The sequence below is a fragment of the Actinophytocola sp. genome (genome assembly GCF_036555685.1).
GTDB lineage: Bacteria > Actinomycetota > Actinomycetes > Mycobacteriales > Pseudonocardiaceae > Actinophytocola.
The window spans coordinates 45,553-68,064 of the sequence record NZ_DATBKY010000273.1; the positions used below are offsets into that span (position 1 = coordinate 45,553).

Here is a 22,512-nt window from a genome sequence, read left to right on the forward strand (position 1 = left end):
CCTGGTCATGCCACCATTCTCTGAGTTCGCAATGGAAATTGCCACGGTCGCGCGGTCGTTGCAACACACTGTGGTGCAACGACAACTGATTGTTGATAACCGCTCGCATGGGCGGTTATCGGGACTTCGATACGAGCGTTGTGATCGGCGCGGGAGCCATTCTGACGTGTACCGAGGTTCCCGCGATGGTCGTGCGTCTAACGACGTCTCGATCGCCGAGGCGCCACCAAACGCACCCCGTCGCACGTTTGCGGCGGACTATGGCGTAGCCGCCCGCGCCCACCGCTGACAGGCATCCCGTTGCTGGGACCCGTCAGGTTCGACCGCCAATATGTCGCCGTCAGCACCCGTTGCGGCAGCGACACGCTCCACTGCCGGCCCCGCCACCCTCTCGGCGATCGCCCGGAGGCACCCGCAACTTGATCGCGATGTCCATGGTGGTCACATCCAGGCGCGCCGCCGGTGGCCACCGCCTCGTCCGAGATTTCGACCCGAGAACTGATGCCGCCAATTCGCCGTCTTATGAGGTTGAGGGGTTGGTGTAGCCGGGACGGTGGAGAGGTGCGGACGTGACGGAGCGGCCACGGCTGGAGGTGCTGGATGGTCTGCGGTTCGTGGCCGCGATGTCCGTGCTCGCCTACCACTACACCGCCATCGCCCACGTCTGGCACCGTTCGGCCGCTGAGGTGTTCCCGAGCCAGCCGTTCGCCCACGGTTGGCTCGGGGTCCAGCTGTTCTTCCTGATCAGCGGCTTCGTGATCTGCATGAGCAGCTGGGGTCGCGGGGTCGGGTCGTTCCTGCTGTCCCGTGCGGTCCGCCTGTATCCCGCGTACTGGCTGTCGGTGCTGGTGGTGGCCGCGGGGCTGGCCGTCTTCCCCGGCCTGCCGTGGCGGCCGACCACGTTCGACGTGCTGGTCAACCTCACGATGTTCGAGGACGCGGTCGGGACGCCGGAGATCGCCGACGTTTACTGGTCGCTGTGGGCGGAGGTGCGGTTCTACCTGCTGTTCTCGCTGCTGGTGTGGTGGGGGCTGACCTACCGCCGGGTGGTCGCCTTCTGCGCGCTGTGGCTCGCCGCGACGGCGGTGGCGACGGTTGTCCTGCCCGGCGGCGGCGCCGTCCGGGGCGCCGTCCAGGTCGTCCTGACGACCGACCAGGCGCCGCTGTTCACCGCGGGCATCGGGTGCTACCTGATGTACCGGTTCCGGCCCACGTTCGCGTCGTGGGCGATCGTCGCCGCCTCCTTCGTGTTGGCGCTGCCGGCGGTCATGCATCGAAACCAGCTCGAGTCCAAGGCAGGCGAGAGCATCCCGAACGGCCCGGTGATCGTGCTGCTGGCGGTGTGGTTCCTGCTGATCGTCGCGGTCGCGCTCGGCTGGCTCAGCTGGGTGCGGGGCCGCTGGCTGGTCGTCGGCGGCGCGCTGACCTACCCGCTGTACCTGCTGCACCTCGACGTCGGCGGCGCACTGCTCTACCTGTTTCAGTGGCGCGTGCCGCCCCCGCTGCTCGTACCCGTGGTCGCCGGCGTGGTGATCCTGCTCGCCTGGCTGGTGCACCGGTACGTGGAGCGACCGCTGGCGCCGCGCCTGAGAGGCGCGTTGCGTTGGCTGGGCGCCCGCGCACGCGGTCCGGTCCGCCGCGGATGAGTTGCTTCGAGCTACTGCTGCTCGCTCAACCACCAAACCTCCGGTCTTCTTCACCAAGACAGCGAACGGTCTCGCGGCGGGACACACCTGCCAAGAATTCCGAATCGTCACGTGACCTGGATTAAACGCAATTATCACCGGGGTCACCCGCGGCCGCTGACCGAGACGTCCAGCCCGGAGCGGTTCTGACGGAAATAGTGATAATGGAATTCAGGTTATCCCGGCGCGGCGATGAAACTCCGTCCGTCAACACGTGAGGTTTGTCCGGAATTATGCCCAATGTATAGGCTTACCTGACGGACCCGCTTTCTGAGAGACTTCAAGGAACAACAGCAACGACAGGGGGAGGACGAATGGCGACCGGAATGCCGCCCATCCCACTCGACGTCAACGGTTCGGACATTCATGCCGAAGGCGCCCGGTTGCGTGATTCGGGCTCGGTCGTGCCGGTGGAGTTGCCGGGTGGTGTACGGGCGTGGGCGGCGTGTCGACAGGACACGCTGCGCCGGTTGCTGGCCGACCCACGAGTGACCAAGGACGCGTACCGCAATTGGCCCGCGTTCATCAATGGTGAAATCGCCGAGGATTGGCCGCTGCGGATCTGGGTGTCGGTGCGGAACATGTTGAACGCCGGTGGAGACGACCACCGGCGGCTGCGGTCGTTGGTGGCCGCGGCGTTCACCGTGCGCCGCACAGCGGCGCTGCGTCCGACGATCGAGCAGATCTGCGGCCGTCTGCTCGACGAGATCGAGGCAACCCCGACGGGCGAGCCGGTCGATTTGCGGGCGGGATACGCCTACCCGCTGCCGATCGAGGTGATCTGCGGGCTGTTCGGTGTGCCCGACGACCTGCGCGCGGGCATCCGCACGGTGGTGGACAGGTTTTTCGACAGCTCGATCACCGCCGAGCAGGCCCAGGCGAACACCGTGGCCGCCTACGAACTGTTCACCGGCCTGGTCGCGCGGAAACGCGAGCACCCCGCCGACGACCTGACCAGCGCATTGATCGCGGCGCAGAACGAGCAGGACGGTCGCCTGACAGAACCCGAGCTGGTGGACACCATGATGCTCATGCTCTCCGCCGGCCACGAAACCACGGTGAACCTGCTCGACCACGCCATCACCGCCCTGCTGACCCACCCAGATCAACTCGCCCTCGTCCGCTCCGGGCAACGACCCTGGTCCGACGTGGTGGAGGAAGCACTGCGCTGGCAAGCTCCGGTGCCGTACCTGCCCCTCCGGTTCGCCGTCGAGGACATCGAACTCGCCGACGGTTCGGTGATTCCGCAAGGCGAAGCCATCCTGGCCGGCTATGCCGCAGCAGGCCGCGACCCCGCCGTCCACGGTGACACCGCAGACGAGTTCGATGTCACCCGCGCCGTCAAGCAGCACCTCGCCTTCGGCTACGGCACCCACCACTGCCTCGGCGCCCCCTTGGCCCGGCTCGAAGCCGAAGTGGCATTGCCCGCGTTGTTCGCCCGGTTCCCCAGCCTCACCCTCGCGGTGTCGGCGAACGAACTGTCCACCATGGCCACATTCCTGTCCAACGGCCACAACAATCTGCCCGTTCACCCGCGACCCAGCGCGGGAACGACGGGACACTTTCAAGATCAGCGTTGATCCACGGGGCGGTGCCGGACTGCCCGGACTCTCGTGCGACCGGGTCTGAACCAGCCTGGGCTTCTCGTGCGGGCACCTCAGGCCCACGTGCGCGGATTCTGTACCATCCCGCCCCGGGCGCGGCGAACGCAGACCGACCCGCAGGGTCCTCGCGGCCCGCCGATTCCGCCGAGCTTGCCGTCGTCGACGTATGAACCTTATGCGTATTGCGGGACCTTTGGCCCTGTCGCGCAGGGTACTGGTGCCCTGTTCCGGCATCGCCGAAGGGGCTTTCCTCGATGCGAGCGAGGGAGGTTGCGGTGGCGAACGAGTTGGCCGTCGCGTCGGTGATGACGACGCGAGTGGTCACCGTCGAGCCGGAGACCTCGCTTCGAGAGCTCGTCGCCAAGATGACCGAGTTTCGGGTCCGCGCCGTACCGGTCGTCGACCGTTATCGCCAGCCGATCGGTGTCGTGTCCCGGGCGGACCTGCCGCCTCAGCATGGATTTCCCGGCGATCTGGACGGCCGGCCGCACGGTGATCGCGGCGGCCGGGAGCGGTGGTACCACGCGCGGGGTAGGACTGCGGCAGATTTGATGACCACCCCGGTGCGCGCGATCCACGCCGACGAACCGGTGAGCTTCGCCGCGCGGCTGCTGGCGAAGGCTCGGCTGCGCCGCCTGTTCGTCGTCAACTGGGACAGCCGTCTCGTCGGTGTGGTGGCAAGATGCGATCTGTTGCGCGTGTTCCCGCGCGGTGACGACGAGCTGCGCACTCAGATCGCCGACATGCTCCACGCTGCCAAGATCACGTCCGGAGCGGTCGAAGTCCGGGTCGACGCCGGAGTGGTGACCGTGAGTGGTGTGGTCGCTCGGCACGGCCTGGCCGACACGATCGTCCGGATGATACGAGCGCTGCCCGGTGTGACCGACGTACGTGACAACCTCGGCTACCTGGTTGACGAGGTGGTTGACGAGGTGTTTGTCGGCGGGGCGCGCAACGCCGGGTCAGAGATGGCGCAACGGGTCGTCGCCGCGGACGTTCGATTCCCACTGCCGGCGGCGCGAGCACGACCGGCGTATCAGGGCGGATTCTCGAGCGCGTAGATGGGTCGGCGACCTCGGTGCCATGGCAGCGGCATCCATGGCGGCGGCATCCATGGCGGCCGACCGGATGTCGTGATCTAGGCAGTCACGCCATGACCGCACGGTCAGCTGCTCAGCACGCTAATCCGCAGTTCGCTGGCCGCGCGGTCGCCGCAACGCTCGAAATACCGAGGCTCGCGAAGTAGTCGTCCAGGTGTGCCGCATACCCTCCCTACTGATCCGCTGGCTGCTGGCCGCTGATCTAGTGTCGTGCCAGTTCAGCGGGCCTTGGTGCCTGGAATCGCGTGACCGGAGGAGTCGATGCTGGGATGACGGCAGGGCGACCGATGCCTACACAGGACGACGTGCTCGGGTACTTCGACACGCTGTCGAACTGGGGACGGTGGGGCGACGACGATGAGCTCGGCACGCTGAACCACATCTCCGACGACGTCCGGCTGGCGGCGGCGCGGGCCGTGCGCCACGGCAGGAGCGTGTCGTGCGCGTGGGAGGTCGCCGTACCCGAAGAGATGGAGCGGTCGACGACGACGTGCCCGCGTGCGGTCGACATGCCGGGTGCCGAGCACATGCCGGCGCGCTTCCACGGCGACCGGCGCTGGGGCTTCTCGAACGAGCGGCTCGGCATCGCCTACCACGGCAACACCATCACCCACGTCGACTCGCCGTGCCACATCTTCTGGGACGGCACGATGTACAACGGCCGGTCGCACTCGTTCGTCGACGCCGCAACAGGATCGGCGTGGGCGGCCGTCACGGCGGCGGCGAACGGGATCATCACGCGTGGTGTCCTGCTGGACATCGCGGCGGTCCGCGACGTGCCGTGGTTGGAACCGGGGCAGGGGGTGTTTCCCGACGATCTGGAGGAGGCCGAGCGCCGCCAGGGTGTGCGGGTGCGATCCGGCGATGCGGTACTCCTGCGCACCGGCTACGGCCGCGTCCGGCACGAGGCCGGTGCCGCCGGCGGTTTCACGCAGGCCGGCTGGCACGCATCCTGCCTGCCGTGGCTGCATGAACGGGAGGTCGCGCTGATCGGCGCGGACACCCCCCAGGATGTTCAGCCGTCGGGGTACGACGAGGTGTTGATGCCGGTGCACGCCGTGAGCCTCGTCGCGATGGGTCTGTGGCTGCTCGACAACTGCGACCTGGAGGCGTGCGCGACGACGGCCGCCGAGCTCGGCCAGTGGGACTTCCACCTCGCGGTCGCGCCGGTCCGCCTCGCCCGTACGTCCGGCAGCCCGGTCAACCCGATCGCCACGTTCTGACCGCACGATGCGGCAGTGGCGCAGAGGACCTCGGTGCGGCCACGCCCCGGGACCGGTCCTCGCGACGGACCACCGGCGCGTTCTCGGGGTGCGTGAGCCCCAGACCGCAAGCCAGACGGCGAACCCGTACGGCGGCCGGTGGACTCGAAACGCGCAAAGATGGCTGACATGACATTGCCTGCCCTTCCCGAGGAGTCCTTTCAGCGCGTGCTCTGTGTCGTCGCGCACCCTGACGACATGGAGTACGGCACGTCCGCGGTCGTCGCTCGCTGGACCGCACGCGACATCGAGGTCGGTTATCTGCTGCTCACGCGGGGCGAGGCAGGCATGCCGAACCCTCCCGAGGAGACGGCACGCCTGCGCGTCGCCGAGCAGCAGAACGCCTGCGCCGTCGTGGGCGTCAAGCACCTGACCGTCCTCGAACATCCGGACGGCGTGCTCGTCTACGGCCTCGACCTGCGTCGGGACATCTGCCGGGAGATCCGCCGGTTCAAGCCCGACGTGGTACTCACCACCGGTTACGACATCGAGACCCCCTTCGGCTTCGACCAGGCCGACCACCGCGCCGCCGGGCTCGCGACGCTCGACGCGGTACGCGACGCGGGCAACCGGTGGGTCTTTCCGGAGCAGGTCGACGACGAGAACCTCGAACCGCACTCCGTGCGCTGGCTCATCGTTCCCGGGCTCGCCGGCTTCGGCGCGACCCACGGCGTCGACGTCACGGGGGAGCCGCTGCGCCGCGGCATCGCCTCGCTCGAGGCGCACGCCGCGTACCTGGCCGCGCTCCCGGACCACCCCGCCCCCGAGGACATCATCCCGATGTTCGCCGCGATGAGCGGCAAGGCCATGGGCGTCGAGCACGCCGTCCTGTTCCGTGCCCACGACCTGCAAGCACCACCGGCGTTGTTCACCGAAGCCATGCAGGACTGACTGGGGGTACCCGGTGCTGCCGGTGCGCCACGGACGCGTCGCCCTGTCAAGGCGTTAATCACGATCCGGACCTCGCGCCGGCCGCTCCTAGACTCGGCCTGTGGGGAGCAAGGACGTCACGCTGACGACCGCCGACGGGTTGCGCCTGGACGCGCGGTGGCACCAGGGCGGCGACCGGGTCGTCGTGCTGGCGCACGGGCTCACCGTCGATCTCGAGGAGAACGGCCTGTTCGAGCCACTCGCGGCCGCGCTGGTCGCACGTGGGCTTTCGGTGCTGCGGTTCTCCTATCGCGGCCACGGCGGGAGCGACGGCATCGACACCGCGACCACGGTCGCCGGCGAGCGTATGGACCTGCGGGCGGCGATCGACTGGGTCGGGCGGCCGGTCGCGCTGCTCGGCTCGAGTTTCGGCGCGGTCAGCGTGTCCCTCTCGCTCGCCGAGCTCGGTGACGCGGTGCGCGCGGTGGTCCTGTGGCAACCGGTGCTCGACCTGAACCGGACGTTCCTCGAGCCTGACCTGCCCCGGGGGCGCGAGCTCTACCGCGGCTGGGCCCACGGACCGATCGACATCGAGGGCCGGTTCCGGCTCGGCGCCGCGCTGTACGCGGAGCTCGACACGATCGACCCGCGGGCGGCGTTCCTCGCGAGCCCGCAGCCCGCGCTCGTCGTGCACGGAGACGCCGACTCGCTCGTCTCGCACGAGATCGCGCGGGACACCGCGCAGCGCCGGCCCGCCACCGGATGGCATTCGGTGCGCGGCGCCGGGCACGGCTTCCTCGAGCCGGCCGCGGGCGCCGAGGTCGTCCACGTGACCGCGGAGTGGCTCGCCGCCAACGGCTAGCGCGTGTTCACGGCTGGGCGCTTGGTGATCTTGGAATCCATGGGATGGTCGAACAGCGCCACGGCCAAGCGATCAGGCCGGCTTGCGGCCCCATGCGGTGATCATCGGTGCGAGCATGAGGTCCAGGTCGCCGTGCGCGAGGTTCGCGAGATGCGTCTCGATCTCCTCGGTCGTGGCCAGTTCCGCGGCCAGGAGCTGGTCGCGGACGTGCTGGACCGTGGCCGCCTCCAGGACCGCGCACGCCCGTGACGCGATGGGGAAGTAGGCCTCGGCGCAAACGTCGGACAGGTCTGACTCGCGCAGCAGCCGGGGCAGCGTGCGACCGTATGCGAGGTCCGCCCCGCGCTCGGCCATCAGCGTGCGCATCCGGGCGCGCAGCCGGTTCGCCAGCGCTTCGTCGGGGCCGCGTTCGTCCGGGCAGGCGAGTGGCTGCAGGGCGGGGTCCCCGTCCTCGATCACCAGCCATCCGCCCGGCCGAAGCGCATCGATCATGACTCGCATCGCGGCCGCGCGATCCTTCAGGTGGACCAGCACCAAGCGAGCGTGGACCAGGTCGAACGTCTCCGCCGGCGGTGGGTCGCGGAGCACGTCGTGCCGGCGTACCTCGAGCGCGCCGCCGGCCGCGGGCTCGGCCCACGACACGTCGATGTCCGTGGCCAGCACCCGGCCGCTGGTCCCCACGCGCTCCGCCAGGCCGCGCGGCACCGAGACGCCGCCGGCCCCGACCTCCCAGCACCGCCATCCGTCACCGAGCCCCAGACCGTCGAGGTGGCGAAAGGTCCACGGGTCGAACAACTCGGCGAGTGCGGCGAACCGTTCGCCAGCCTCCGGGCGACGGTTGTCGAGCAGATAGCGGTTCACCACCCCAGCATGGCCCGGGCAACGTCGTTCGGGTACCGGTGTTGACGAACGTCACGGTTGGGTCGTCGTGCGGCGTGCGCCGGGCGAGCCGAGACCTACTGACCAGACCGCCGGAACACCGCCCACGGTGCATAATCCGCATGACCAGTCCAGCATATATGGCGCAGCGTTTCTGATGCGGCCCCGCGATTCGCAGAATTGTCACGGCGCCCAGCAATCCATCACTCCTCGGGCGAGCCGGACAGCGTGACCGCGGAAACTACAAGTGTGGCAACAAAGTTCTTGCTACTCGGCCGAGCAACAGGAAGGGTGAGAACTCGTGGTTCGGGAGGAGTCCCAACTATCTGGGGCTGTGGTCTGTCATCGGGCACGGTGAATACCTTCGGTAGGTCTACGAAGATCGACGTGTGCTGGTGAGGCGGCAGCGGCACGGATACGCCGAACGACAGGTCGACGTGGCGTCCGCAGTAGTCGTCTATCAACGCCCCGGCCACCTGGATCCGAAACTCGGGTTCTTCGGCAAGGGTTGCCTGCCCGCTGACCGGCGGTTCCCCTGGCGCCACGCCGGCCTTGAACTCCTGCTGGATCTGGTAAATGTCCGGATGATCCGCCGGGGCGGGCGGAGGACACTCAGAGTCAAGCTTGACCCGGGTCGCAAGTTCCTCCCGTTCTGTGCCGTTCCATGTGACGATGGAAATACGGTATGAGCTGTCGGATTCGGCCACGAGCACGTTGACGATCTTCACGTCTTTGCTGATCGAGGGGAACCCGAGAATGTCGTGGGTGATGACCGCCCGGGAACCGGGGACGATGAACGCGGTTCCTGCGCCGATAACGACAGCCGCGACGGCCGTGATAGCTACCCAGCGAGCTCGGGGAAAGCGTGGTCGACCCTTGGTGCTCTTGGCTCGCATAATCCAGACAACGCCGTAGCCCGCCAGCAGCGCGATGGCGACGGCGACCGCGACTGCGGATGCCGGCCGCTGCTGGGTTATCGCGACGAAAACGGCGACCAGCGCGCCCACGACGCCAATGATTGTTCCGGCGTGGTCCCACGGCTTCTTACTGTCTGATCCTGCCACTGCAACCCCCACGCCGCCTCAGCACTCGGATGTCAACAAGCCAATCAACGATTCGATCGCACAGCGGTTGCGGGAGTTGCGGGCCGTCAGACGCGACGCCGCTGTCCCGCCAGCTCCGATCGCGATCGTTCCGGCAGTCTTGACCGTTTCCAGCGGAGGACCGGTCAGCGCGCGGGCGTCGAGGGTGGTGCCGCTGCGTGGATCTGATCGACTTTGCCACGGTCACGGAGATCGTCTCCCCGGGCTGATGGTTCATATCGCCTGATCCGCACGAGTGGTCGGGTGGGACTTGGGAGCTGGTTCGGGCTTGGCTCAGTCGGGTGGATCCGGGCGGTGCAGGGAGCCGGCGACCGGGCGGCCGGCGGCGCCGACCTTGTTGGCCTTCTTCGGTACCGGGATGCCGCGGTATTCGAGCGTGATCGGGCCGCCGAGGGGCTGGCGCACGTCGACGAACTCGCCGTGTGGCAGTCGTTTGATGACTCCGGTCGGGATGCCGTGCTCGAGAATCTGGCGGTCGTGCAGCCGCAGTCCGAGGCAGAGCCGGTAGGTCGCGGCGAAGGCGAGCGGCGGCAATACCACCACCGCGACCCGGGCGGTCCAGAGCATCGTGTCCGCCGAGAGGTCGAAGCGGAACGCGAGCACGTCGATGGCGGCGGCGAGTTGCAGACAGCCGTAGAAGGCCAGCACCGCCACGCCGAGCGCGGTTCGCTGTGGCACGTCGCGAGGTCGCTGCAGCAGGTTGTGCGGAGCGTCGTCGCGGGTGAAGCGTTGCTCGAGTCTCGGGTACAGCGCCAGTGCCAGGAAGCTCAGCGGTAGGAACACCATTGACGGCCAGAACGACGGCGGTATCACGTAGTCGCCGAGGTGGATCTCCCACGCCGGGAACAGCCGTACCGCGCCGTCGACCCAGCCGAAGTACCACGGCGCTGCCGAGCCCGCCGACACGTGTGCCGGGTTGCCCGGGCCGTAGTTCCAGCTGGGGTTGACCTGGAACAACCCGCCCATGAGGGCGAGCACGCCGATAGTGGCCAGGAATGCGGTCGCCAGCCGTGGCGCGAAGCCGGGCATCAACCGGACGCCGACGATGTTGTGTTCGGTCCGCCGGTGTCCGCGGAACTGGGCCGGCCCGATGCGACGCTGCAGAGTGGTGCGCAGCACCAGCAGCCCGATCAGGATCGCGGTCAGTGCCAGGTGCACCGCGTAGAGGCGAGGGATGATCTCGGTACCGGGAAACTCGCCGCCGAACACCGTCCAGTGCAGCCAGGTACCGACCACCGGTACCGACAGTACGTAACCGGAGATCATCCGCAGGCTGGTGTCGGAGAGCAGGTCGCCGGTCAGCAGCACTCCGGTGAAGGCCGCGAAGACTCCGGTGACCAGAAGCAGCACCGTTACTGTCCATAGTAGACGGCGTGGTCGGCGGAACCCGCCGGTGAAGAATGCTACGCAGAGGTTCACCAGTAGCGAGGCGAGGAACAGCGATGCCGCCCAGTTGTGGATCTGCCGGATCAGTAGTCCGCCGCGAACCTCGAAGGCGATGTGGAGCACGCTGGCGTAGGCGCGTGTCATGTCCATGCCGCGCAGGTTGTCGAATGGACCGTCGTACCTGGTGCCGGCCATCGACGGGTCGAAATACAGCGCCAGGTACACGCCCGTCAGGATCAGCACCACCAGGCTGGCCGCCGTGATACCGGCGATCAGTTGCGTCCAGTGGGTGGGGAAGACCTGGTTGACGCGCCGACGCAGACGTGCGGCCATAGCGAAGTGCTGGTCCGGCTGGTCCAGGGGTCGCCGGGGAGGATCGCCTGCCATCACGGACACCTTCCTCGCGGAACGATCGGTCACCATGGCGACGGGGCAGGGGGACCGCAATGTGACACGTTGGCGATGGGATGCCGGTCACAGCGCCATGCCCTGGCGGGTCGGTGCGGCCCGACGTGGCCGAACCGGACGATTTCGCCCGGAAGTGCGCCGGTAGATGTGCTCGTGGAGATAACCCTGGCAGTGTCGGCGCTGCCGTTGGTGATGGACCTGACGCACGGCACCGCCGTCCGGCGGCGGTCTGGCTCGACCGCCGCCGGCTGGTCCGTTACTGGACGCAGGAGCGGGGGAAGAACGCCCAGCGGATGCCCGCGGTGAAGCTTCCGCTGTTCCACATGGCCATGACCCACTGGCGGTTACGGGTGACGTAGCGCAGGCTCATGCTCTGGCCCGCAGGCACCGATCCCAGTACGTGGGTTGGCGCAGGAGTGCCGCTGCCGTAGGCCCCGGGAGCGCCGATGTTGCCGTAGGCGGTGCAGCCCTTCGACGTGACCGGTTTCGGGCCGGTGTTGCCGGCGGGCTTGCCCTCGCTCCACACGCCGGCCGGGCTGCACAGGTAATCGGTTGAATTGGCGGTGCAGAAGACCGATTCGCTGTGCCACCAGGTGCCGTCCGGGCCTGCCGATGGTCCGCTGGCGCAACTGGCGGAGGAGTAGTTCGAACTGACGATGGCGAACTTCGAGGTGCCGTAGGCATAGGCGCAGCCACCGAACGAGCCGTGTGCGTAGCCCCAGGGCCATCGAGTGATCGTGGGGTGCCCGCCCGTGTAGTCGCGGGTGCCGCGGATGTCCATGTGGTCGAACGCGGTCTTGACGGTGCCGTTGGCGAATCGGAAGTCCTTGGCGAAGAGGTAGCCGACGATGGGGCCGTTGCTCTTGTAGCTCAGTCCGACCCAGCCAGGTCCGTAGCCGGTGGATGCGGCGGAGTCCTCGGCCGCGGTCTGCACCCGGTTGAAGCCATAACTCCACGCCTGCCCGGTCCCGGGCATGGCCACAAGAGTCGCTACGAGCCCGGTGATGACCGCCAATCCTTGGACCAAGCGTCGTCCAGCGCGATTCATGATCGCCTCTGCTTCCGTTGTGTCGGTGGCAACAAACATCGAGCTCCTACGCCGGGGCCGGCGCCGAAGCCCTCGGGTAGATACCCTCCGGATTAGTCACCAGACGACGCCTCAGCGTTACAGAAGCCTGCTCATATCGGGCATTCCGCCACTCGAGTCGCATCGCGGTATCGTCGGCGAACGCGCGCCGACATCCAGTTGCTCACCCGCAGCCGGAGAGAACCCAAGTCAATCACGCAAAGTGGGCCAGAACCAGGACTCGGTCCCGAAACAGACGGGACTGTCACGACGATTGTTGTCTGCTCCCTGTCTCGATGCTGTCAGCGTCGATCCGGTCGATATGGAAGCGCGTCCCTTCCAGCGCGGCTACGACATCGCTGTGGCTCATCGAACCGATCAGAAGCACGACGGACCGGCGGTGGTCTGCTGCCACGGCCTCCACGCCTGGTACGTCCCTGAGGCGCGCGGTCACTTCGCGCACGCAATCCCGGCAGCCCATGCCCTCGACGTACAGGGTCAACTCGGTCATCTGCTCACTTCCCTTCTCGGGTTCTGAGCATCACTGGCGACGCTGTCCTGACGCTGTCTTGCCCGGGTCGGTGGCGGGCGGGCAGTCGGCGGACAGGGCGATGTCGAACAGGAGCGTCTTGGGACTGGCAGGGGTCACCCGGTCGGGTGGGGCGCTCGCTGTTGGATCGCGGGTGAATCGTCGGCTTGGCCGGTGTGCCAGGTGTCCTGGTAGCGGGGACGCGGCCGGCCGAGCCGGTCCCGGACGTGCGATGCCGCTAGGTCGAGCGCGGCAGCCTGGTCAGGCTCTTCGGGAGCCCACGTGCGTGCCAGTCCCTCGAGTGCCGATGCGGTGAGCCCGGGTTCACCGGCCTGCCTTCCCAGGCGCAGCGCCGTTTCGTATGGCTCGCGAGCCGTGCGTGGTCCATGGCGGAGCTCGTGGCAGCGGGCGAGCGTCAGGAGCGCCCAGCCCTCCCAGACGGGTGTCTTCAACAGTGAGAATCCGTCTCTGGCGAGCATGAGTCGTCGTTCGGCTGCATCCAAATCGCCGTCCTGCAGGGCGAGGAGCCCGTGGCCGTAGTGGGCAAGGATGGTGCCGGCGCCGTCGCCGATGTGTTCTGATGCCGCGTCGGCACGGTCGAAAAGATCGCGGGCCAAGTCGTGCCGACCCAGGTTGAGGTGCACGAGCGCGAGATCGGCCAGTGCCCACTGGACGGTGTTGTAGAGGCCCGCGCTGGCGGCCACGTCGATCGCTTCCTCGAGTTCGTGGGCGCCGTCCTCGTTGCGGCCGAACTGCCGTAGCCCCCAGCCGAGGTGGTAGAGGATCGCCGAGAGTCCCCAGTAGTCGTCGAGTCGCCGGAACCGAGCGGCCGCGGCGCGGCCCACAGCGATCGCCGTGTCGAGGTGGCCGGTCTTGAGTGCGGTCTCCATGCGGACGAACCCGATCACCCCGAGTCCCCAGTCGTCGTTGTCGGCGCGGAACTGTTGCTCGGCCTCGGCCAGCAATGCCTGCGAGCGTTCCGGATCGGCACCGGTGACACCTTCGACCGCGAGCAGCACTCGAGAGAGCGCGGCGCGCGACCGGTCATCCTCGGCGTCGAACATGACGAGACTTTCCTGTGCGGTGTCGGCGCACAGCGGGCTCGGGTGCACCAGACAGCCACGGGGGCGTTCAACGATCGAGACGGCCTGCAGCGCATGCGCGCGCGCCTGCTCGCCGCCTCCGAGGGGCAGCAGCCGTTGCAGGACTTCCCGGCCCTCGAGGTGACGGCCGAGGTGCCAGAACAGGGCGAGTGACCCCGCCATTTCCATTGCCTGGTCGAGGTCTCCGTCGGGGCCGCTGAGCCAGTTGAGAGCGGCACGAATGTTGGGCTGCTCCCGTCGCAACAGGAGCAGGGCGTCACGTTGCCGAGGTCCGCGCAGGTCGAACTCGGCGGCGACCACGAGGTCGTGGAAGTGGCGGGCGTGGTGGGCGGCGACCGAAGCGACCTCACCACTGTCGAGGAGCTGCTCAGCGGCGTACTGACGCAGCGTCTCCAGCATCCGGTAGCGAGTCGGCGCGCCGGGGTCGACGATGACCATGGAGCGTTCGACCAAGCGGGCGACAGCGTCGAGCACGAAGCCATCCGGAGTATCGGCGTCATCGAGGACGGCTTCGGCGGCATCCATCGTCCACCCGCCCTGAAACACCGAAAGCCGATTGAACAGCCGCTGCTCGTCGCCGCTCAGGAGGGCGTAGCTCCAGTCGACGGTGGCCCGCAGCGTCTGCTGTCGTGCTTCAGCGGTCCGCGAGCCGGAGGTGAGGAGTGTGAACCTGTGGTCGAGCCGGTTCGAGATCTCGACCGGCGACATGGTGCTCGCACGCGCCGCGGCCAGCTCGACGGCGAGCGGCATGCCGTCCAGGGCGCGGGTGACTCGGCCGATAGCAACGATGTTGGTCTCGTCGAACGCGGTCCCCGGTCGAGCCGCGCGGGCTCGTTCTACGAACAGCTGGGCGGCGGGGTAGGTGAGGACGTGGTCCACGGGCGCGTCTTCGGGGGGAGCCGCGAGAGGCCCGACATTGAACTGGATCTCGTCGGGTACGGCGAGCGCTTCGCGGCTGGTGGTCAGGATCGTGACTTCGGCGCAGCGGCCCAGGATGTCGTCGGCCAGTCCCGCTGCCGCGTCAACGACGTGTTCGCAGTTGTCGAGAAGGAGCAGCAGCCGCCGGTTGGCGAGGTAGCTGCAGAGCCGCTGGCGGATATCCCGTTCGGCGGCGGCACCGTCCATCGGCATGCCGAGCGCGTCGGCGACCGCGACGGGAACCTGATTGGCCGTGTCCAGCGACGCCAGTCGCACCCCGAAGACACCATCCGGGAATTCCGGCAACGCGTGGACGGCGAGAGTGAGCGCGAGAGACGTCTTGCCGGCACCACCCGGCCCGACGAGGGACAACAGCCTGACGCCGGGCAGGAGAGTCCGTAGCGACTCGAGCGCCTCGTCACGCCCGATGAGCGGCCGCACGACGGTGGGTAAGTTCGTGGGCGCCGCGGGGACGGCACCTCCACGCATCCCCATCGGGCCGTCGGGTCCCACGGGGCGTCTGTGGGCGGATGCCGGGGCGCGCACGGGCACGGCCATCTCGGCCTGCGCCCCCAGCGACTCGTCCTGGCGCAGCATCCGTTCCTGCAGCGACCGCAGGGTGACCGATGGTTCGAGACCCAACTCCTCGTCCAGGGTCTGGCGGGTTCTGGCGTACACCTCGAGTGCGTCGGCCTGTCGACCACCACGGTAGAGAGCCACCATCAGCAGACCGGTCAACGACTCCAGGGCCGGGTCGTCGCCGACGACGGGTTCGAGGTCGTGCACGACCTCGTGGTGACGTCCCAGCGCGAGTGCGGTCTGCGCGCGTTCGGTGAGCGCCGTGATGCGCAGCGCGTTGAGGCGTGCGGCCTCGCTGATGGCCCACTGCTCGGTGTTGAAGTCGCTGAGCGGCTCGCCACGCCAGAGTTCGAGGGCGGCGTCGTAGGCCGCGAGGTTGGTCTCGAGGACTTCGGGACCGACGTCTTGACCGGAGACCGCCGCGGTGGCGTCACGTGCGCGGCGGATCCGGTGGGCGAAGTCGATCGCGTCCACGGCTTCCGGGTCGACGTTCGCGCGGTAGCCGACACCTTCGCGGGTAACCAGATCCGGAGTTCGGTTCGCGTTCAGGCTGCGGCGCAGTTTCGAGACCCGTATCTGCAGTGCGTTCGTCGGATCGACCGGCAAGGTCGACCCGGCCCAGAGCCGGTCGATGAGCGTCGACGTGGGGATGGTCCTGCCAGGAGAAAGCAAGAGCTGCGCCAGCAACGCGCGCTCGGCGCTGCCGGGCAAGGGAAGCGCACTGCCCTCGCAGACGATCTCCATCGGCCCGAGCAGGCGGAAGCGCAGATCGTTCACCAACTCCCCCTCCGGGCAAATGGTGCCTTCCGCTACCGCCCCAGCGTGCGCTTCCCCAGGGGCGGCGGCAACCCGTCGGATGCGTCTCTCCGCAGCGCCATCGGACAGGGGCCGGACAGAGCAGGGCAAGCGCGCCGTTGGAGGGTCCACCCATCAATCCAGACCGGCCGAGCCAGCCTCGGTCACGTGATGGCAAGGAAGTGGACGACATGGCCGGCGCGATCACCACCCACGAGGAGCCCGGCCACAGTCCGGCGGTACCTCCGGACACTCGACCAAGGGGTGTGCCTCCCTCGTCGCGTCGCCTGGGTTGGATCGTGGCGCTCTCGTTGGCCACGGGTTTTGCTGCCGCCCTCGTCTTCGCCGCCCTCCCGTTCGTCGCGGTCGAGGAAAGCGCCATCACGGGTGCGGTCCTGTGCGGATTCGCGCTGGGCTGGGCGGTGCTCTGGCTGCTTTCGCTGCGGTTCACCGACCAGCCCCAGCGGTGGGCGGTCGTGCCAGCCCTGTTCATGGGCGCCGGCGGGCTCCTGCTCGTGGCCTTCGGCTCTCCTGTGCGTGAGGTCCTCAGCTGGGTCTGGCCGCCCACGCTCCTCTTGCTGGTGATCTGGCTGCTGCACCGGACGCGCAGGGACATGCGCAGCCGCAGCGGCCGCGTCCAGCTCTACCTGGTGTTCGCGATCCTTGCGGCGTCGGCGGTCGGAGGCGGCTACCAGACCGTGGGAGAGGCGACGGATTCGAACGCTTTGCCGGTGACTGGCAGGTTGATCGACGTCGGCGGACACAAGCTGTATCTGAACTGTGTGGGCTCGGGTAGCCCGACCGTCGTCCTCGAACCCGGCGGCGGCGGAACGTCCTCGCAGCTGGGTTGGATCACACCGGCCGTGGCACGCAGTACCCGCGTGTGCGTGTACGACCGTGCGGGTCGTGGCTGGAGCGAGGCGGCCGACAGCCCGCAGGACGGCGCACAGATAGCCACCGACCTGCACACCTTGTTGCATCGCGGAGGCGTAGCCGCGCCGTACGTCTTGGCAGGGCACTCGTTCGGTGGTCTGTACGTCCGCATCTTCGCCGCGCACTACCCCGATGAGGTCGCGGGCCTGGTCCTCGTGGACTCCACGGCGTCGAGACAACCCGCGAAGCCCGTCATTCCCTCGTCCGAACACGGCAGCGCCGACCTCACCGACCGAGTCTGCGTCCTGGCGTCGCTCTCGGCTCGACTGGGCGCAACCCGCTTGCTGGGTCAGCTGGACCTCGGGGCGCTTCCGCCGCACGCCCGAGACGAGGCACGGGCCAGCACCGCGCAGGCGAGCTGGGTCCGCAGCACCGTCGAGGAGTACATGCGGGCCGGCGCCTCGATGCAGGAAGCTGCCGCACTTCGCGACTTCGCCGACAAGCCGCTGTTCGTCCTGACAGCCGGCCAGGGACACCCGGCTTCCTGGATGACGGAGCAGAACAGGACGTCGACGCTGTCGACGAACAGCATGCACCAGATCGCCGCCACCGCCACCCACACGGACCTCGTCATCGAGGAGAAGCACGCCGCCGTAACCGCCCACGCCATCCTCGCCGTCGTGGACTCGGTCCGCAACGACCGACCCCTGAGCCGGTGACGTCCTCCCCTCCAGTTACCACAGCCAGGAAAGGATGAACGATGACCGACCAGAATCTGTTTACGACCGACACCACCGGGCTGACGGAGGTCACGAGGCCTCGCCTGATGCCGCTGCTGCCCGGTGACTCCCTCGACCTCGAGATCTGCCCGGTGCGCAAGAACCTCAATGGCGCCGAGTTGCGGATGCTCGCCTACAACGGCTCCATACCGGGCCCCACCCTGCACGTCGAGCAGGGGTCGCGGATCACCGTGCGGACACGAAACGATGGCGACGTCGAGGCGACCGTGCACTGGCACGGCCTGCGACTGGAGAACCAGTACGACGGCGTTCCCCACGAGACCCAAGCACCGATCCCGGTCGGCGGCAGCTACAGCTGCCAGCTCGAGTTCCCCGACGCCGGCTTCTATTGGTACCACCCGCACATCCGAGAAGACTTCGCGCAGGAGATGGGCCTCTACGGCACGATCGTCGTCGAGCCCACCGACCCCGACTACTGGCCGGCTGTCGATCGGCAGCTCACCCTGACGCTCGACGACCTGCTCGTCGAGGACGGACAGATCGCACCGTTCCATCGGTCGGGGCCGAACTTCACCGCGATGGGCCGGTTCGGCAACGTCCTGCTGATCAACGGCGAGACCGCCTTCTCTGGTGAGGCGGCCGTCGGAGAAGTCGTGCGGCTCTATCTGGTCAACACCGCGAACACCCGGGTGTTCAACTTCGCGGTTCGCGGCGCGTCGACGAAACTGGTCGGCGGCGACAGCGGCCGGTACGAGCGGGAGACGTTCGTCGAGGAGGTACTGCTGGCACCGTCGGAGCGGGCGGTCCTCGACGTGCTGTTCGATACCCAGGGGGAGGTGCGGCTCGAGCACCGTACCCCGGATCACGTCTACGACCTCGGCGCGTTCACCGTCGCTTCGACCACACGCCGCGGCGACGCGGCCGCGTCGTTCCCGACGCTGCGCATCGACCCCGAGCTCACCGCCGAACGGCGGTCGATTCAGCACGACCTGGAGCGATCACCGGACAAGGTGCTCGCCTTCTTCTCCCGCATGCCACTGCTGTACGGAGCCGACGACCAGACCGCCTCCTCCTACGCCTGCCCGATGCACCCGAGCGTGACGTCGTCGGCGCCGGAGACCTGCCCGCAGTGCGGCATGAAACTCGTGCCCTCCGCGGCCGAACCGGGGGACCTGCCCGAGTCGGGTGATGATCCGGGCGGCCACGACCACGGCGACGGGTTGGAGTGGGAGGACCTGATGCCACAGATCAACCGGGCATCCGACCCGAGCAACATGATCTGGCAGCTCGTCGACCGGGAGACAGGTGCGGAGAACGCCGCCATCGACTGGGCGTTCACCATTGGAGACCGGGTGAAGATCCGGCTGGTCAACGAGATGGACTCCGATCACCCTATGCATCACCCGTTCCACATCCACGGCGCCGGACGCTTCCTCATCCTGTCCCGCGACGGCGAGCCGGAGCCGAACCTGGTGTGGAAGGACACCGTGCTGGTCCGCGCGGGGCAGACGGTGGACATCCTGCTCGACATCAGCAATCCGGGCCTGTGGATGGCGCACTGCCACATCGCCGAACACGCCGAGAGCGGCATGATGTTCAGCTTCAACGTGGCCCGCAAGCCGGAGCCGGTCCGATGAACACCCCGTCATCGGACCGCGCGCCGCTGGATGTGCTCGTCATCGGAGGCGGGCAGGCCGGCCTGGCCATGGGCTACCAGCTCAGCCAGCATGGGCGCCGCTTCGAGATCGTCGACGCCGGCACCGAGATCGGCCATGTATGGCGCTCACGCTGGGACTCGCTGCGACTGTTCACCTCGGGCCGCTACGACAGCCTGCCGGGCCTGCCCTTCCCGGCGTCGGCGGACGGCTACCCCGGAAAAGACGACGTGGCGCGGTACCTACAGGCCTACGCGACCCACTTCGGGCTGCCGGTGCGGCTGAACACGCCCGTGACGTCGTTGACCCGACCCGACGGAGTGTTCGTCGCCAAGGCGGGCCAGCAGATGGTCGAGGCCCGGCAGGTGGTTGTCGCCACCGGACCCTTCGATGTGCCGTTCACCCCACCGGTCGCCGCGCGACTCGATCCCGACGTCCACCAGATCCACAGCGTGGACTACCGGCATCCCGACACGCTGCGGCCGGGAACGGTACTGGTCGTCGGCGCCGCGAACTCCGGCTGCCAGATCGCGCTGGAACTCTCCGCCACTCGACACGTCGAGCTGTCGGTCGGCCGGCGGATCCCGACGATTCCGCAACGACCGCTGGGCCGCGACATCTGGTCCTGGGCTACCCGGCTCGGATTGGACCGAGTCACCGCGGACTCCCGGCTCGGTCGCCGCCTGGCCGGGCGCGACCAGGTGATCGGCGCCGGGCCACGGCAGCTGGCACGCCGCCACGGGATCCGGCTCCGTCCCAAAGTGACAGATACATCCGGGCGATCGGTGACCTTCGCGGACGGCGACATCGGCGAGTACGACGCGGTGGTCTGGGCCACCGGGTTCACCAAGGACAACTCCTGGATCGACATCCCGGACGTGCTCGATCAACTTGGGCACCTGCGGCAGTCCCGCGGTATCACACCCGTCCCAGGTCTCTACACACTGGGCATGACCTGGCAACACACCCGCGGCTCCGCGCTACTCGGCTGGGTCGGAAACGACGCGGCATTCCTGGCCCAAAAGATCGAATCCGCCCTCGACCAAGGAGCTCGCAATGCGGCGCAACGCTGACACGTCGCGCCTGACCGGCGCGTCGCGGACGCCGCTGGAGAACCTTCGCGCCCCCATCGCGTGGGGAGCGGTGGTAGGCCTGGTCCAGGCCGCGTCCCCGATCGCCTTCTGGTGGCTCACTCCGACCACGGTCTACGCACTCAGCCTGCCCCTGATCGCAGCGGTCTACATCGGACTCAGCGTGGCCGACGGACGCGCGAAGGTCATCGCCGTCGAATGCGGCGTCGTGTTCGCCTTCGTGATCATCGCCGCCACCGCCGTCACCGGACCAGCATGGCTCATCGTGATCGGACTGGCCGGCCACGGCCTGAAGGATCTTTGGCAACATCACACCCAGTTCGTCGCCGACACCCGATGGTGGCCGCCATTCTGCGCCGTCGTCGACTGGGTCGCCGCCACCATCCTGGCCGTCGCGATAACCGCAGGCGTCCAACTGACCTAGCGATCGATCTGTCTCCCACGGCCACGTTCCCCGTTGGGAGGCGCGTGTGGCGTCCGGTGTTCAGGCCTCGGCTAGGCGGTTGCCGGACGCTTGGCGGCAAGGAACCGCACGACGGGAAAGCTGAGGCCGACCGGTGGATGGTTCGACCTGGGCTGGTGTGGCCACCCCGGCTCCACGTGGCGGCTGCATGCGCGCTACTGGCTGTCACCGCTGGCGGGTTGGGTTTGTGCGCTGGTGTGCATTGAAGCGCGCTTTCTTCTGACGATTCCCGCACGTGTTCATGTCACACCATCGGCGGGTGCGGCTTTGGCTGGTGTCGAAGAAGGCGGCCTGGCAGGTTGGTGATGCGCACAGGGCCAATTTTCCGTCTCGTTCGCCTGCGATGATGCTGATCGCGTCGGCGGCTATCACGCCTAGGGCATCTTCTACGCGGGAAGTCGAGCTGAGTCGCCATTGTCGATTGCCCTCGGGCGTCAGGATGGCTGCGGCCCGACCCTGAGTGCTGCAGTCATTGATGACTTGGACAGCAGGCGGGGGGAGAGCGTCTTGGATTGCGGCCGCTGTCGCGGCAGCGTGAATTGATTCCCTCAGTTCCCACGCGCGTTCGTGCTGGGCGGTGGTGCAGGACTCCACGGCGAGGCCGTTCACGGCCAGCCAGTCGATCAGTCGGTTCGGCGTGGGGATGCGCTCCACAGCGTTGCCATGACGCTCCGTCAGGGTCCCCGTGAAGCTGGTCGCCAGCACGTTACCGAGACGGAAGCCAGGAAACCGAGCACTCATGGAACCACCTTAGCTGGTTGCGCGCTGACATCGAGACATGCTAGAACCGTCTTAGCCGGTTCCGACAGGGTCCACGCTCCTAACGATGATCAGGAGGTCTCATGGCCAGACACTGGTTCGTCACCGACGCTGCGGCCGGCATTGATCGTGTCCTCGTCACCGCGTCGGCTCACCCCGGAGGGGACCGCTCATGAACCGTCTGACCAGCGACGTGCAAGCATTCGAAGCCCACGCAACCGACGCTGACCTCGATGACCTGCGCGCGCGGCTGGCCGCGGCGCGGCTGCCGGAGGCTGAGACGGTGTGCCGGGCCGCGCCCGGCCCTCGCCGATGGGAACAGGGCGTTCCTCTTGCTGACCTCGTCGATGTCGTGAACTACTGGCGCACCGGGTACGACTGGCGGTCGTTCGAAGCGCGCCTCAACCGGATCGGCCAGTTCCGCACGACCATTGATGATCTCGGAATCCACTTCCTGCATCGCCGATCCGCGCGCGCTGATGCCACTCCGCTGATCGTGACGCACGGCTGGCTAGGCAGCATTGCTGAGTTCGTCTACGTAGTAGACGAGCTGGCCGATCCGAAAGATGCGGACGCGCCGGCGTTCCACGTCGTGGTCCCGTCGTTGCCGGGCTTTGGTTACAGCGACAAGCCGGCCGTCACCGGGTGGGGAATCGAGAAGATCGCGGCCGCCTGGGTGGAACTGATGGGCAGGCTCGGCTACAGCAGGTTCGTAGCCCAGGGCGGCGACTGGGGAGGTGTGATCACCACGGTCCTTGGCGGCAGGTTCCCGGAGCACGTTC

At 67.9% G+C, this 22,512-nt stretch carries 18 protein-coding genes; 11 read left to right on the top strand and 7 right to left on the bottom strand.

Going from position 1 to position 22,512, the window contains the following annotated elements; translation table 11 throughout:
• The first annotated feature begins 569 nt into the window (after positions 1-569).
• The 6 genes from VH969_RS27940 (at position 570) to VH969_RS27965 (ending at position 7,383) form a co-directional block, all read left to right on the top strand.
• Positions 570-1,646 carry an acyltransferase family protein gene (locus tag VH969_RS27940; protein WP_331979552.1) on the top strand — a complete coding sequence of 359 codons (1,077 nt, stop codon included), beginning with the start codon at positions 570-572 and terminating at the stop codon, positions 1,644-1,646.
• 353 nt (positions 1,647-1,999) lie between these two features.
• A complete protein-coding gene (locus VH969_RS27945) occupies positions 2,000-3,265 on the top strand; it encodes a cytochrome P450 family protein (RefSeq protein ID WP_331979554.1) in 1,266 nt (421 codons plus the stop codon).
• A gap of 299 nt (positions 3,266-3,564) precedes the next feature.
• Entirely contained in the window at positions 3,565-4,350 is a 786-nt protein-coding gene (locus VH969_RS27950) for a CBS domain-containing protein (RefSeq protein ID WP_331979556.1), read from the top strand.
• 326 nt (positions 4,351-4,676) lie between these two features.
• Positions 4,677-5,612 (top strand): cyclase family protein, encoded by a 936-nt coding sequence (locus VH969_RS27955; protein ID WP_331979558.1) that lies wholly within the window; start codon positions 4,677-4,679, stop codon positions 5,610-5,612.
• 159 nt (positions 5,613-5,771) lie between these two features.
• Complete coding sequence (locus VH969_RS27960) at positions 5,772-6,542, top strand: PIG-L deacetylase family protein (RefSeq protein WP_414638629.1); 771 nt, start codon at positions 5,772-5,774, stop codon at positions 6,540-6,542.
• A 100-nt stretch (positions 6,543-6,642) separates the two neighbouring features.
• A complete protein-coding gene (locus VH969_RS27965) occupies positions 6,643-7,383 on the top strand; it encodes an alpha/beta hydrolase (protein WP_331979562.1) in 741 nt (246 codons plus the stop codon).
• 72 nt (positions 7,384-7,455) lie between these two features.
• Here VH969_RS27965 and VH969_RS27970 read toward each other — a convergent pair whose 3' ends face one another.
• From VH969_RS27970 to VH969_RS27995, 6 genes are all read right to left on the bottom strand, one after another.
• On the bottom strand, positions 7,456-8,244 hold the full coding sequence (locus tag VH969_RS27970) for a class I SAM-dependent methyltransferase (RefSeq protein WP_331979564.1): 789 nt from the start codon (positions 8,242-8,244) through the stop codon (positions 7,456-7,458).
• Between the two features lie 221 nt (positions 8,245-8,465).
• The gene (locus VH969_RS27975; RefSeq protein WP_331979566.1) at positions 8,466-9,269 is read right to left on the bottom strand and encodes a hypothetical protein; all 804 of its coding nucleotides are present in this window, start codon (positions 9,267-9,269) and stop codon (positions 8,466-8,468) included.
• A gap of 369 nt (positions 9,270-9,638) precedes the next feature.
• Positions 9,639-11,174, bottom strand: coding sequence for a cytochrome bc1 complex cytochrome b subunit (qcrB, locus tag VH969_RS27980; protein WP_527249171.1), 1,536 nt, complete (start codon positions 11,172-11,174; stop codon positions 9,639-9,641).
• Between the two features lie 241 nt (positions 11,175-11,415).
• Positions 11,416-12,135, bottom strand: coding sequence for a hypothetical protein (locus VH969_RS27985; protein ID WP_331979570.1), 720 nt, complete (start codon positions 12,133-12,135; stop codon positions 11,416-11,418).
• A 355-nt stretch (positions 12,136-12,490) separates the two neighbouring features.
• Complete coding sequence (locus VH969_RS27990; RefSeq protein WP_331979573.1) at positions 12,491-12,736, bottom strand: heavy-metal-associated domain-containing protein; 246 nt, start codon at positions 12,734-12,736, stop codon at positions 12,491-12,493.
• Between the two features lie 134 nt (positions 12,737-12,870).
• The gene (locus VH969_RS27995; protein ID WP_331979575.1) at positions 12,871-16,131 is read right to left on the bottom strand and encodes an AfsR/SARP family transcriptional regulator; all 3,261 of its coding nucleotides are present in this window, start codon (positions 16,129-16,131) and stop codon (positions 12,871-12,873) included.
• Between the two features lie 317 nt (positions 16,132-16,448).
• Between VH969_RS27995 and VH969_RS28000 the strand changes: the two genes are divergently transcribed.
• From VH969_RS28000 to VH969_RS28015, 4 genes are read left to right on the top strand one after another with little or no spacing between them, the layout of a single operon-like run.
• A complete protein-coding gene (locus VH969_RS28000; RefSeq protein ID WP_331979577.1) occupies positions 16,449-17,741 on the top strand; it encodes an alpha/beta fold hydrolase in 1,293 nt (430 codons plus the stop codon).
• Positions 17,742-17,782: 41 nt separating this feature from the next.
• Positions 17,783-19,399 carry a multicopper oxidase domain-containing protein gene (locus VH969_RS28005; RefSeq protein WP_331979579.1) on the top strand — a complete coding sequence of 539 codons (1,617 nt, stop codon included), beginning with the start codon at positions 17,783-17,785 and terminating at the stop codon, positions 19,397-19,399.
• On the top strand, positions 19,309-20,490 hold the full coding sequence (locus VH969_RS28010) for a flavin-containing monooxygenase (protein ID WP_331979581.1): 1,182 nt from the start codon (positions 19,309-19,311) through the stop codon (positions 20,488-20,490). The genes VH969_RS28005 and VH969_RS28010 overlap by 91 nt, the downstream gene beginning before the upstream one ends.
• Complete coding sequence (locus tag VH969_RS28015; RefSeq protein WP_331979583.1) at positions 20,474-20,932, top strand: hypothetical protein; 459 nt, start codon at positions 20,474-20,476, stop codon at positions 20,930-20,932. Before VH969_RS28010 ends, VH969_RS28015 begins: the two co-directional genes overlap by 17 nt.
• A 204-nt stretch (positions 20,933-21,136) precedes the next feature.
• On the opposite strand, the gene VH969_RS28020 is transcribed toward VH969_RS28015, so the two are convergent.
• Positions 21,137-21,712 carry a CGNR zinc finger domain-containing protein gene (locus tag VH969_RS28020; protein WP_331979585.1) on the bottom strand — a complete coding sequence of 192 codons (576 nt, stop codon included), beginning with the start codon at positions 21,710-21,712 and terminating at the stop codon, positions 21,137-21,139.
• 190 nt (positions 21,713-21,902) lie between these two features.
• Between VH969_RS28020 and VH969_RS28025 the strand changes: the two genes are divergently transcribed.
• Positions 21,903-22,512 (top strand): epoxide hydrolase family protein (locus VH969_RS28025; protein WP_331979587.1); only part of this gene is annotated, 610 nt, incomplete at its 3' end.

Bases quoted from the DNA above. Each gene is read 5' to 3' on its own strand.
- VH969_RS27945 (WP_331979554.1), top strand. From the start codon at position 2,000: ATGGCGACCGGAATGCCGCCCATCCCACTCGACGTCAACGGTTCGGAC.
- VH969_RS27955 (WP_331979558.1), top strand. From the start codon at position 4,677: ATGCCTACACAGGACGACGTGCTCGGGTACTTCGACACGCTGTCGAAC.
- VH969_RS27960 (WP_414638629.1), top strand. From the start codon at position 5,772: ATGGCTGACATGACATTGCCTGCCCTTCCCGAGGAGTCCTTTCAGCGC.
- qcrB (WP_527249171.1), bottom strand. From the start codon at position 11,174: ATGGTGACCGATCGTTCCGCGAGGAAGGTGTCCGTGATGGCAGGCGAT.
- VH969_RS27985 (WP_331979570.1), bottom strand. From the start codon at position 12,135: ATGCCCGGGACCGGGCAGGCGTGGAGTTATGGCTTCAACCGGGTGCAG.
- VH969_RS27990 (WP_331979573.1), bottom strand. From the start codon at position 12,736: ATGACCGAGTTGACCCTGTACGTCGAGGGCATGGGCTGCCGGGATTGC.
- VH969_RS28005 (WP_331979579.1), top strand. From the start codon at position 17,783: ATGACCGACCAGAATCTGTTTACGACCGACACCACCGGGCTGACGGAG.
- VH969_RS28015 (WP_331979583.1), top strand. From the start codon at position 20,474: ATGCGGCGCAACGCTGACACGTCGCGCCTGACCGGCGCGTCGCGGACG.
- VH969_RS28020 (WP_331979585.1), bottom strand. From the start codon at position 21,712: ATGAGTGCTCGGTTTCCTGGCTTCCGTCTCGGTAACGTGCTGGCGACC.